General features: G+C 58.9%; 12 protein-coding genes, 1 tRNA gene and 1 pseudogene. 7 read left to right on the top strand and 7 right to left on the bottom strand.

The features are described 5' to 3' along the window. Positions 1-216: 216 nt before the first annotated feature. From SxD43FB_RS26160 to SxD43FB_RS22195, 3 genes and pseudogenes are all read right to left on the bottom strand, one after another. Positions 217-402: pseudogene (locus SxD43FB_RS26160) on the bottom strand (DUF262 domain-containing protein); the annotation flags it as partial. Positions 403-709: 307 nt separating this feature from the next. Next, the gene (locus tag SxD43FB_RS22200) at positions 710-919 is read right to left on the bottom strand and encodes a hypothetical protein (protein WP_096063986.1); all 210 of its coding nucleotides are present in this window, start codon (positions 917-919) and stop codon (positions 710-712) included. A gap of 318 nt (positions 920-1,237) precedes the next feature. Beyond that, complete coding sequence (locus tag SxD43FB_RS22195; protein ID WP_096063985.1) at positions 1,238-2,647, bottom strand: XRE family transcriptional regulator; 1,410 nt, start codon at positions 2,645-2,647, stop codon at positions 1,238-1,240. A gap of 138 nt (positions 2,648-2,785) precedes the next feature. On the opposite strand from SxD43FB_RS22195, the gene SxD43FB_RS25440 reads away from it, so the two are divergent. After that, positions 2,786-2,959: a hypothetical protein gene (locus tag SxD43FB_RS25440; RefSeq protein ID WP_171899211.1), complete on the top strand. Its 174-nt coding sequence runs from the start codon at positions 2,786-2,788 to the stop codon at positions 2,957-2,959. Positions 2,960-3,014: 55 nt separating this feature from the next. Here SxD43FB_RS25440 and SxD43FB_RS22190 read toward each other — a convergent pair whose 3' ends face one another. Continuing rightward, positions 3,015-5,180, bottom strand: a complete 2,166-nt coding sequence (locus SxD43FB_RS22190) for a TonB-dependent receptor (protein ID WP_096063984.1) — start codon at positions 5,178-5,180, stop codon at positions 3,015-3,017. Between the two features lie 123 nt (positions 5,181-5,303). Continuing rightward, complete coding sequence (locus tag SxD43FB_RS22185) at positions 5,304-6,236, bottom strand: LysR family transcriptional regulator (RefSeq protein ID WP_096063983.1); 933 nt, start codon at positions 6,234-6,236, stop codon at positions 5,304-5,306. An 86-nt stretch (positions 6,237-6,322) separates the two neighbouring features. Between SxD43FB_RS22185 and SxD43FB_RS22180 the strand changes: the two genes are divergently transcribed. From SxD43FB_RS22180 to SxD43FB_RS22170, 3 genes are all read left to right on the top strand, one after another. After that, positions 6,323-6,396 (top strand) — tRNA-Gly (locus tag SxD43FB_RS22180). Between the two features lie 188 nt (positions 6,397-6,584). Further along, complete coding sequence (locus SxD43FB_RS22175; protein WP_176482895.1) at positions 6,585-8,006, top strand: site-specific integrase; 1,422 nt, start codon at positions 6,585-6,587, stop codon at positions 8,004-8,006. Between the two features lie 150 nt (positions 8,007-8,156). Beyond that, a complete protein-coding gene (locus SxD43FB_RS22170; RefSeq protein ID WP_255245859.1) occupies positions 8,157-8,393 on the top strand; it encodes a hypothetical protein in 237 nt (78 codons plus the stop codon). Positions 8,394-8,891: 498 nt separating this feature from the next. On the opposite strand, the gene SxD43FB_RS24985 is transcribed toward SxD43FB_RS22170, so the two are convergent. Continuing rightward, positions 8,892-9,161, bottom strand: coding sequence for a hypothetical protein (locus tag SxD43FB_RS24985; RefSeq protein WP_141249603.1), 270 nt, complete (start codon positions 9,159-9,161; stop codon positions 8,892-8,894). Positions 9,162-9,432: 271 nt separating this feature from the next. On the opposite strand from SxD43FB_RS24985, the gene SxD43FB_RS22165 reads away from it, so the two are divergent. From SxD43FB_RS22165 to SxD43FB_RS24980, 3 genes are all read left to right on the top strand, one after another. After that, positions 9,433-10,140, top strand: coding sequence for a hypothetical protein (locus SxD43FB_RS22165; RefSeq protein WP_096063980.1), 708 nt, complete (start codon positions 9,433-9,435; stop codon positions 10,138-10,140). A 114-nt stretch (positions 10,141-10,254) separates the two neighbouring features. Beyond that, entirely contained in the window at positions 10,255-10,467 is a 213-nt protein-coding gene (locus SxD43FB_RS22160; RefSeq protein WP_096063979.1) for a hypothetical protein, read from the top strand. A 278-nt stretch (positions 10,468-10,745) separates the two neighbouring features. Next, the gene (locus tag SxD43FB_RS24980; protein WP_141249601.1) at positions 10,746-11,006 is read left to right on the top strand and encodes a hypothetical protein; all 261 of its coding nucleotides are present in this window, start codon (positions 10,746-10,748) and stop codon (positions 11,004-11,006) included. A 399-nt stretch (positions 11,007-11,405) separates the two neighbouring features. On the opposite strand, the gene SxD43FB_RS25620 is transcribed toward SxD43FB_RS24980, so the two are convergent. Beyond that, the coding region (locus SxD43FB_RS25620; protein WP_217988825.1) for a DUF6538 domain-containing protein at positions 11,406-11,883 on the bottom strand (478 nt) is incomplete at its 5' end.

The raw sequence follows: 11,883 nt of genomic DNA, 5'->3' as shown, positions 1-11,883 counted from the left end.
AATGCCGCCACGTGAGTGGACCATGGCCAAGGCCCAGTTCGCCGTAATCTTCGGTGAGCGCTTCATCAGGGCCATGGCGGCGTAATGTTCAACCGCCCGGCCGCACACGGAAATCCTGACAGTCCCATCGAGACCTTGCCGAATTTTGTCCGGTAGTGTTTGATAATCTCGCCCGTTGATCTCAGGCCAGCGTTCTAACCCAACAAGTTCAAATCTGCCCGCATAAAAATCGCGCAACGCGGTGATCCGCTGCTGGCCGTCCATCACCTCGTAGGAGTTGTAGTCTCGCTCATAGAGGAAAACCGGTGGAACCGGGATGTTCATGATGAAGGATTCGATCAAAAGGCTCTGCTTGGGAGCTTTCCAGCGAGGGCGACGTTGATAAAATGGCCGTAGATCCATGTAATTTGGCTGTTTCAGAAGCGAAACAAAGCCTGGAAGCTTTTCGCGATTAGTCTCGATCACTATTCGGCCTTCACCGCGAATATATCGTTCATTAATCTCTGCATCTGAGACATGTGCACGCTTTTCTCTCGGAATTCGTGTCCAGAGACTTGCTTCCGACGGCGCCAACGTCATTCAAATATCCTTCCAAACCAAAGCCGAATTCGCTTCGTCAATTTCGGTCATAAGTTGAAAATTTCTGCAAGCCCGGCGCCTATCACTCGTTCGGGTCTCCAGCATTGGTGATCAATAGCGTACTACTCACTTAATCAATTTGAGCGTCTCGGGCGCTACGCTGTATAGATGGAGCGCCGTTCAACTTGAGCTCTGAAGGTAAAAAGCCGGGCTGGAAAACCCTTTCGGCTAGCGCCTTTTCGAACGCGTTAGCGGCAGCAGCACGCTGAGCATTGTCAGCTTTCAAGTCGAGCGCCGCATCAACCACATCGAATTCAACCTCGAAGCGAACCATACGCATGACCAGTCTCCACCTTGCATGCGACGTCTATGCGCAGTTTGTGCAAAGCAGGCAAGGGCAAGTGTCCTGAGCTATGCATCCCAAAGCTGACGGGCTAGAATCGGCCATAAATTTCCTGTCCTACACCCCCCAACCCCTGCCATAATCCCGCCGTTCTTTCTCCCCGCCTGTCCCCACGCACCTACGCACCCCCACACACTTCGCAAAAATTCTCCTATTGCGAAATCCACGCCCCCCGTCCGTCCCCCAGCAATTGCGTGGCCTGCGACGGTGTGAACTTCGCACATTTGGCAACGGCGCATCGGCCGCGCCACCCCCTCAAACCCGCCGAAACGGAAACGGCGCGACCGTGCGTTCATAGCTGTGCAGATCCAGCGCCCGCGTCACCGGCGGCAAGGCCCGGTCCGCGCAGGCGCGCCGTTCGCATAGCGGGCAGGTCGGCCCCACTTCCGTCGCGCCGTCCTTGTCCAGGTCGATGCCGTCGGCATGGACGATCCGCCCCCCATGTTTCGCCTCGCACCCGATCGCGATCACCGATCGGCCGCGCGCCCCCGGTGCGCCCGCTATCCCCATCGCCAGCGTGACGAAGCGCCGCCCGTCCAGCGTCTCGATCAACTGGCACGCCACCGCTTCGCTCGCCGCCGCGTCATACGCGTCCCAGCGCGGGCACGCCCCGCCATAGCGGGCAAAGGGCCAGGCCTCGCCGTCGAACCGCTTGGACACCAGCCCCGCCCGGTCCATCTTGACCATGAAGAAGGGGATGCCCCGCGCGCCCGTGCGCCCCAGGCTGGTCAGCCGATGCGCCAACTGTTCGGTCGACACCCCGAACCGGTCGCGCAGCAGGGCCAGGTCGTGGCGGCTCTGCTCGCACGCCTGGCGGAACCGGTCATAGGGCATGATGAGGGCCGCGGCGGCATAGTTGGTCAGCGCCATGGTGGCGATGCGGCGGCTATCCTCGTCGGGCGGCGCGGCGCGCGCCACCTGCGCGGCGATCGCCTCCGCCAGTTCCTGCGCGCACAGATGATAGGCGATGGCGAACAAGCGCCCCGACGCGGGCAGCCGCTCGTTCAGCATCAGCCGCCGCCGGTGCATGTCATAATGGCGCAACGTCCCCGCCAGCACATCGGCGCGCACCACCTGCACCGCCATGCCATGCCGGTCTTTCAACCGCGCGCGCAATTCCGCCTGCAACAGCGCCGGATCGTCGCTCATCGTCGCGGCCAGGCTCTCCGCCCCCGCATCGATCTCCGCAAAATGATTGCCCGCCCGTGCGATCATCTCACGCAACCAATCCACCGGCGCAACCAGCGGCGCCAGGCCGCGCGCCCCCGCGACCGCCTCGCCCGGCAAGCGCCGCAAATCGGTCAGCGCGCGATAGAATCGCGCCAAGGCTTCGGACACACCCGGATAATTTTCCGCGACCTCCAACACTTCGTCGCGCGCGATCCCAATGTCCCGCACCAGCGCATCGGACAAAATTTCGCTGAGTTCACCGGGACCACCCTCGGCCGGGGTCGCGGTAAAGTCCCGAATATCGATGTCATAGGTATTAGCCAGTCGCAGCAGCATCTGCGCCGTCAACGGCCGCTGGTTACGCTCCAAATGGTTGAGATAGCTGGGCGAAACCCCCAATTCCTCCGCCATGCGCGTCTGGTTGAGCCCCAGCTCCCGGCGCAGCACGCGCAATTTGGGACCAAGATAGAGTTTGCGATCGGTCAGCTCTGCCATATGGTCATATTGTCATGGAATGACAATTATACCAAATACAATCATGACACGCGGCCACTAACCGTCCTTCAAACGCGCAACCTATGTCCGTATCGCTGTACGCAAGCCGATGAACGGCGCATCTGAAAGGACAAGGACATGACCACCGACACCACCGGCCATCCCCAGCCCGCCCGTTCGCGCGCGGTCTTCTCGCCCGAAGATTTCGGCCTGATCCGCACCGCCATCGCGCATTATCTGCGCGAGGTTCAGGACCAGCCCGAATCGGTCAAATATGCCAATCTCTACCACCGGCTTGGTCGGGTCGCCTGACGCCCGGCCGTCCAGGGGCGCGGGATTACCCCGCCCGCGCCCTTGGATACCCGCCTCACAGCGAAAAGCGCGCCGTCACCCGAATGTCGCGCCCGGCGAGCGGCGCGAAATCCTTGAGCACGCTGGCATGCCGCCGCGCCTCGACATCGAAGATATTGTTGGCCGACAGCATCAAGGTGGTGCGGTCATTGCCCGCGAACGGCTTGAACGACAGCGACGCATTGACCAGCGTATAGGCGTCGGTCGCCGTCTCATAATCGGCGATCCGCTCCTGCGCAAAGGCATGCTCGATCTCCGCCCGCGCCGACAGCCGGTCGCCACGCGCTTCCACCCCGCCCAGCAGCCGCAGCGGCGGAATCCGCGGTGCCGGGCCATTGCCCTTGATATGCGCGCGCACATAATCGGCCACACCATCGACGTTGATCGCATAGCCGCCGACCTGCGCCAGCTTGACCGACGCCTCGGCCTCGAACCCGTAATAGCGCGCATCAGCCTGGGCATAGGCGAAGCAGGGGAATTCCAGTTCCGCCCCGCCATTGGCCGCCTGGCACACGCTGTCATCGACGATCGCGTCATAGATATAGCCGTCGAACCAGTTGTGGAACGCGGCCAGGCTGATGCTGTAGCCCTCACCGCCACCGCGTAGCGTGCCTTCCACGCCCCAACTGCGTTCCTTGCCGAAATCGGGGTTGCCCAGTTCAAACGCCTGCGTCCCGGCATGATTGCCGCGCGCGAACAATTCCTCCGCCGACGGTGCCCGTTCGCTGCGCGACAGGTTCAGGCCCGCGCGCCAGCCCGGCATGATCGCCTGGCTGATACCAAGCGATCCAGACAGCGCGTTGAAACTGCGCTGGCGTCCGTCGACAAACAGATCGGCATCGGGATCAGCCTTCAGGTCGGTATGCTCATAGCGCGCGCCCGCCTCCAGCCGCGTGTCGCCCAGATCGAGCGACTGCAGCGTGAAGACGCCCAACTGGTTGGTCTCATTCTTCGGCAGGAACTTCTCTTCGCCATCTGCCTGGAACCGGCGTGTGAAGAATTGCGCGCCGAACGCCCCGTCCCAACCGCCGCGCTTGGCCTGGATGAATTCCAGACGGCTCTCCATCGACTGATTCTTGAACGTCGTTCCGACTTCGCCCGTCGGCTCGATTTCCTGATGCTGATAATCGGCCCAGCCCGCGCGCAGGCGGATGCTGTCGAGGAACCCGCCACCCGTCGCGACTTCCCCGCGCAGGTCGGCGCGGGTCTGGCGCATGGACAAGGTCACATCCTCATGGCTGTGGCCTTCTTCCTCTTCATGGCCATGCTCTTCGCCCTCATGGTCGTGGTCATGCTCTTCCGTCACGTCGATCCGCGACGGCACGCCATAGCGGTTCTCGGTATGCCACACCGATACGCCGAGATTGCCGCCATCGCCGATATAGGCAAAGCCACCCGCCACTTCCCAAGTCTCGGCCGCCGTGTTGGGCAGCTTACCCTTCCACATCCCGTCTTCACGGATTTCGGCGTCGTCCGACTGCGCCGCCAGCGCGCGCTGCGGCTTGGACAGGATATAGCCGCCAGTGCGCAGGTCGTCGCTCTTGCTCCAACTGCCATCGAGATGGACGACGAAATTCTCTGCCAACGGCGCTTCGATCTCGCCGCTCACCGTCCGCTCATTCGCCGCGCTGCCATAGGTGGCCAGGCCTTCGACATGCACCGGTTCATCCGGCACGCGCCGGGGTATGCGGCTGTCGATCACATTGACCACGCCGCCGATCGCCGACGATCCGTAAAGCAGGGCGGCAGGGCCGCGCAGTATCTCGATCCGGTCGGCAGTCAGCGGGTTGATCGCCACCGCATGATCGACCGATGTATTGGACACGTCGAAACTGCCGATACCATCGGTCAGGATACGCACCCGCTCCCCCTGAAAGCCACGCAGGATCGGGCGGGACGCATTGGGACCGAAGGAGGTCGCCGACACGCCCGGCTGCCGCGCCAGCGTCTCGCCGATGGTGGTGCGCAATTGCTGGGTCAGCTTGTCACCGGTCAGGACGGTGGTGCCGGACAGGATATCGCCCTGCCTACGCGGGATCAGCGCGGTGACGACAATGTCGGCGCGATTGTCATGATAGGCCTGGTCCGGCGCTTGCGGGTCAGGCGCCTGCGCAAAAGCCGCGGGTGCGGCACACAGGACGGACAGAGCGCAACCAGCACGCAAAGAAAAGAGGCGGGACATCAACGATGGTCATCCTTGGCAACGGGAAGAATGAGACCCTGTAACCAATATGATATGGTATATCAATATCGGCTCGTCGCTTTTCCGTTGCAGCGCAGCATTCGCGCCACGATCTCCGGCAATTTACAGAAACAGAAAGTCCGCCAGCGCCTCGACCGCCGGGGTTTCCGCTGCATCGGGCCGCACCGCCTGGCGAATTTCGACTGCGGGCAGGGGCATGTCGAGCGCGATCCGCTTGATGCCCTCCATCCGGCCCAAGTCACGCGCCAGCGGACCGAAGGCCGCGAACAGGCCTGCATTGTCCCGCAAGGCCGCCATGATCGCCGCCATATTGTCGCTTTCCAACGCCAGCGGTCCCGATCGGACCTTACCCTTGGCCAGCGCCGCCTCGATCACCGCGCGCATCGCGTTATCGCGCTCCATCGCCAGCATCGGCGCTGCGGCCAGATCGGCGCGCGATACGCTCTGCGACCGTGCAAATGGATGATCCGCCCCGGCATAGATATTGACCGGCTCTGACCAGCCATAGCGCGACAGAAAATCCTCCGGCGCTTCCAGCGCATAGAAATAGGCGATATCGGCGCGACCCCGTTTGAGCGCGGCGTCCGCGTCCGCCGCCGACTGGACATGCAGGTCGAGCGCGATCGCAATATCCTCGTTGGCTGCCTCGAACGCCGCCAAAGCATCCTGCAAATGGCCGAACACCGGCGCGGGCGCGGCCAGCATGATGGTGCGGCGCGGTGGTTCGGCGGCTATCGGGGCAGGGGGCGGCATCGGGGCAGCGGCCACGGCAGCGGGAGCCGGGCGGTCCCAATCATCCGCCTTATCCTGCGACAGCAACGTCATCGCCTCGGCCGTCTTGCGTCCGGCCGGGGTCAACCGCGCCGCGCCCTCCAGATCCTCGAACAAGCGATAGCCCAGCCGCATTTCCAACGATGCCAGGTCGCGCGCAATCTCTTCGGCCGACAGCCTCATGTCATTGGCACAACGCGCCAAATTCCCTGCCGCCACCATCTGCGCAAAAAGATCCAACTGGCGCAGGGATGGTGTGTCCATCCCCGCCTGATAGAGGAAATGCCAGGCCGGTGTAAGCGCGATCTTGACGAAGCCCGCCCAATGATGGCAGGGCGCTCTCCTGCTGGGCGGGTATAGCTCAATGGTAGAGCACTAGCCTTCCAAGCTTGTGATGCGGGTTCGATCCCCGCTACCCGCTCCAGCCCTCCACAAACCCCTGAAAATCAACGAAAACCTGCCAAAAAGTGGGTCACTTCGCGTGTTTGGGACACAAAGGTGGGTCACAATGACCCATCGAAAATGGGCCTAACATCATCAAAACAAACAGAATATCTCTCGTCATCGTGGGTCACAACTGTGGGTCACAAACGATGGCCGCGTGGACTGTCGATGCGAGGATCGATTTACCAGTTTCGTGTCAGGGTTCCCGCTGATCTGCGTCCGGAATTTGGGTGCAGCCATTTGAAGCGATCATTGCGCACGGACAGTCCCTCGCTGGCGGTCAAGCTGGGGCGGCGGATGGCTTCCGAGATTGATGCTCTGTTTGAGGAGAAGCGTCGCGCAGCCGGGCTGCGATACGATCAGAGGCTCCTCGCTGATAACGACAACATCAGCGTGGCGACGAAGGCTGAGCCGTCATCGTTGGGTGGCGATCGCGTGATATCACCATCGAGAGACGATCAGCAGCGTCCTACCGCGCCTACGCTTTCCGCAATCTACCAACTATACCTCGATGATCCGACGCGCCGAAGGTGCGCGCGAACGATGGTTGCTCATCAGACTACGCGCCGGGTCGTTGAGGAGGTCGTAGGCGCTTCAACGCCGATCACCGATATCACGCGAGAAACATGTCGCGATCTATTCGAGACCCTTCGTTGGCTGCCGGTCAATTACAGCAAAATATATAACGACCTCTCCGCACGCGACGCCGCAGCAATTGCCAAATCCGACACGAAGATCAGGACACTCAACCCCACGAATCTCAACGCCTACATGGCGCGTTTCGGCAGCCTGTTGAATTGGGCAGTGGCGGAAGAGTATATCGCGCGAAACCCTTCGCGTGGCTTGCAACTGGCTGAAACGATCCACCCCCAAGACCGGCGACAGCCGTTTTCCCTCCAGCAGCTTCAACGGATTTTCACAGCTCCGGTGTATGTAGGGTGTAAAGATCAGGAGGGCGGCTATGCCGTCGCCGGTCGAGTTATCGCCACCGGTGCTAGATATTGGGTCGCTCTGGCGGGCCTGCTGACCGGCGCGCGGTTGAATGAAATATGCCAACTCGACGTGGCTGATATCAGGCTTGTCGAAGGCGTGACATGCTTTGTGATCACCGAAGAAAGCCTCGTGGGAATTAGGGATAAGTCGTTGAAGAACAAAGCCAGTGCCCGGATCGTGCCAATTCATCCTACCCTACTTCGTCTCGGGTTCATGGACTTTGTCGATCAGAAGAGAAAAAGCGGCGCGCTGAAACTTTTTGACGATCTTCCGCCGGGCGCGAAGGGGTTCCGTTCCGTGGCTTACTCCCGATGGTTCTCACGGTTCCTTGTAAGTGCGTCTGCGAGCGCGCCCCAAACCTGCTATCATTCATTCCGGCATGGATTTCGAGATGCTGCCCGAAATGCCCGAATAGATCGAGATATTGTGCTTCGACTGGGAGGCTGGACTACAGGAGGAGGACACAGCGAGGCCGCTGACAACTATGGGACCGGCTATAGCCCGCGTGTTCTCTTCGATGCTATCTCGAAAATTGAATATCCGGGGTTGGACTTGACGCATCTCATCCATGGTCAATCATGGACCGAAATCGCGTGAGATCAACGCGCCAGTGCCGGAATGGATGAATACTGGCCCGTCTGCTTCCGAGATGAAAGCAGGTATAGCGGACATTTCTTGGCGCAGGTATGACCGGGCATGATTTGGAATATCGTTGATCGCCGAAGCCGTCCTTTCCGTTGGAAAAGGGTGAACGCCATTATCGAAGCCATCGAACACGACAACACTGTCGCTGATGCCGACCAAGCCCTCGAAGCTGCCCCGGAGGACGTTATCGATTACGATCAGAAGGAAGGCGTGACCGTCAAGGAGGCTGTGGATTGGGCAAACCAGCAGCGTTGTCCTGTGACTCTATATTTGTATGACGATGGGAAAGGCACAACCAGCGAAGGACACTTTGACGCGGCTGGAAATCGCTTCGGGTAGGGCTGCGAGGGGTGGGAAGCGGGCGCGAAGTCCGTCTAGGAATTAGGTGATCATTGCGTTCGCAAGACCGAAACCACCTTTGAGTCACTTTTGCGTAGTTCCATCTCAATCCCACCACCAGCGTAACGGGGCGACAAAGTTTTCGGATCAAGCGCAGGATGCAAGCTGACGCACCACAGATTTCCACAATCGATTACGTTGATATTGTATCCTTTTCCATCTGGATCGAAAGATTTTTGGCCAAAATGGTCTTCGGCATACCGAACTGCGGCGACCTCAGGCTGATCCGAGGGGCTTGAACAAGCGACGATCGCAAAAGCGACAAACACAGTGGGGACGGTCCTCATGGTGACAGTTCAATCCAAAAGGCGAATGTCCGCAAGTGGTCGTTTCACTCGGTATGCTTTCGCTCCCGAAACCGGACAGGTCGGTCACGGGCGGGACGCATCGATTCTGAGACCGTTGATGCCCGCGATGGGTGGGTTGAGGACTGTCTGCTTAAAGGTTAATTCGTTTGGTAATTGTTCCCCATTTGTCGATTTCACTATGGCACCGTGAACACGTCCATCCTCCAACCAACGCCTGTTTAAAACTTTTAGGAAAACGGAAAAATGGAAGCGCCTCGCTGCAGTTTGGGCAAATTTTAGGCGGCTTCAGGTTGATACCAACCGCGCTCCTAGCGCGCTTGTTGCGGCATATCAGATAAACCGCCGCTCCAATGATTGCGAACGCAACAAGCTCGATCATTAGGTAAAGAAAATCGTCCATGCTGATTTCTTAGCGCCTGCATCAACGTCTGCAATCGAGAACCGAACATCCTATCTGGAATGGCAACAAATGGTCGTTTTCGTCCGGACTGCTTCCCTGCTCGAAACCGGACAGGCGGCTATCGCGCAGATCGCGCGCGAATCGGTCTGCCGAACGGCGATCAGGGGTGGATTACAGTCTGTCAGCTTCTGGGGGGATTACCGGCGATAGCTGATGTTGCGCGGTAAAAAATCGTTCGGCAACAATCGCCCCACTTGCGGACACACGACAAATGGGGAACCATTCGGCGGTGAAACGCGCCCACATCTTTATCCTCGCAGTCGCAAGCATCGGCGCGGCAGCTATGGCCGAATCCTATCTCGGCTCTACGCGCTACCGGCTCAACGACGCTCTCTACGCTGTTCCCCACAAATACGAGTTCGTGCGCAACTTCAGCGTGCCATGGCTCGTAGGCGTCCAAGGGCTGGATAAGGAACCGAATGAGTCCGTTTGGCTCTTGCTTCCGGCGTCTGAACTTTCGGGCGGTGTGCAGGGCTATAATCGCGTCTTTCGCGGATATTCGAGAGATGTTGAAGCCGACATGGTGGTCAATGTGCTCGGCGGAATGGAAGCGCGCGAGTTTCCTGCTGACCGGAACCGCGACATTATCAAGGTTCGAGAGGAACTCGCCAACGGCAAACTTCGACAGCGTGACCCCACGACAGGGTGGGACAAGGTGTATTGGCTCGTGGGCGAGGAGGAGACCGGTTCCCTTTTCTACCTCGTTCCCCGCGAGGGTGTTGAAAGCCTACCGCCCAACTGGCGAGTCCCCTCGTGCCATGGTTCGCCAGACATCAATCGGCATGAGAGGTTCGATTGCAACTTCACCATTCGCAATAAGGGCCTGACGTTCGACTTCACGCTGCGCCAAGAGAATATCAGCACTGTCAGCCTTATTCCTGCTTATGTTTTGAGGCGCTTGGAGGGCTGGCGGCCCTAAGCTTCGACTGTCCGCTAACCACGAGATTTCGTCATTCACTCTTCGACCCGTCGTCGAAATGAATGACCGGTATCAGGGATGAGGATGGCGTGAAAGAGTGACCGAGAATGGTCGATGTTTGACTGGCAGCGTTTTGGCTACAACATCTCCATTCATATCGTTCCCGATGAAGATGCCTCGCTTGCCGGGTTTGATCACCCTCGCCCTGTCTGCTTTCCCGACCAAAACTGCGCAGGCGGCTATTGCGATGATCAGCCGCGAATCAGACCTGCGAACGGCGATCGGGGATGGATTGCGGACTTCGGGCTCCGGACTGAAATGCCGTAAGGACAGGCGTTGCAGAGTGCCTTCAATCCCGCCATTATCGCTAAATGCATTGCCGCCTTATAAAATTCGTTCTTGCCATCCCATTGGTGACACAAGGATGTGAACGACCGCCGGAGCGGATTTCTGACAACTCCATTCAGGAGATTCGACAGGGGTTGCCGGGCATCAGCGAGCGATGCCTCAACAAGATCAAATACGGAGGCATAGACGCCATGCCGACGAGCACGGACAAGTGCTTCGAAATGTCGCGGCCCCGTCGATGGAAAGGCTTATGGCGGATGGAATTGGAGAATTCTCGCTTTTGCCCTGCGCCTGCAACTTCCTGCTCCTATCAAACTGCTGGTGATCGCATTTGGCTGTCGGGGAAGACACTAAACCCTTTGGGAAATGGTGAAGGCATTTTCAAAGTAGAATTTCTGGGGCGACAAACGGTTCGAAAAGGAAGTTACGGGCACTTTGGCGCTTTTGACCATGAGATAATTGTCGACAAGATTATCAAACTACGGCGGGTTTCAGATGCCTCGACATCGGCAAAGTGAGGCCGCAAAGGTCGCTTTGAGACGGACCTCGAACTGCCAATAAACGCCATTTTAAGGTCGATGCTTCGTTTTGTCTGGTAGTTGAAACGGCACATCGTTGCCTGCGACGACGTCTATCTTCGCACTTAGATGCAAAGGCAATGCATCCATAAGTCCAGCCATCTCCTCAGAAGGCCGAGGCGCGAAAAACAAGACGATCAAACCGTCTTCGCTCTTTTCGATCCTTATAGGCGAATAGCCACACTCGCTGACGCGCGCGAGCGCGGCTGCCTCATTTTCAGGCGTAACGCTAAATCTTGTGGGCGCTGATTTTCCCATTCCTCAAATGTGGCAAGCTCTTGCCATGTCCGCAATCGGGACTGGCTGTCGCACCATCCACCGTCTCAAAGGTGGTCATGATCAGACCGCTGTAAGAGCATCAATCTCGGAAGCCATCCGCCGCCCCAGCTTGACCGCCAGCGAGGGACTGTCCGTGCGCAATGATCGCTTCAAATGGCTGCACCCAAATTCCGGACGCAGATCAGCGGGAACCCTGACACGAAACTGGTAAATCGATCCTCGCATCGACAGTCCACGCGGCCATCGTTTGTGACCCACAGTTGTGACCCACGATGACGAGAGATATTCTGTTTGTTTTGATGATGTTAGGCCCATTTTCGATGGGTCATTGTGACCCACCTTTGTGTCCCAAACACGCGAAGTGACCCACTTTTTGGCAGGTTTTCGTTGATTTTCAGGGGTTTGTGGAGGGCTGGAGCGGGTAGCGGGGGACTGACGGGTGGCTTTGGCGGGCTTCCTTGAACCAGCGTCCATACCCATCATTTCCACCCCATCGTCACCAGCTTCGCCCTCGATCTGGTCAATGATCTGGACGACG

Source organism: Sphingobium sp. D43FB (assembly GCF_002312805.1).
GTDB lineage: Bacteria > Pseudomonadota > Alphaproteobacteria > Sphingomonadales > Sphingomonadaceae > Sphingobium.
This window is presented reverse-complemented; position numbering and strand designations above follow the sequence as displayed.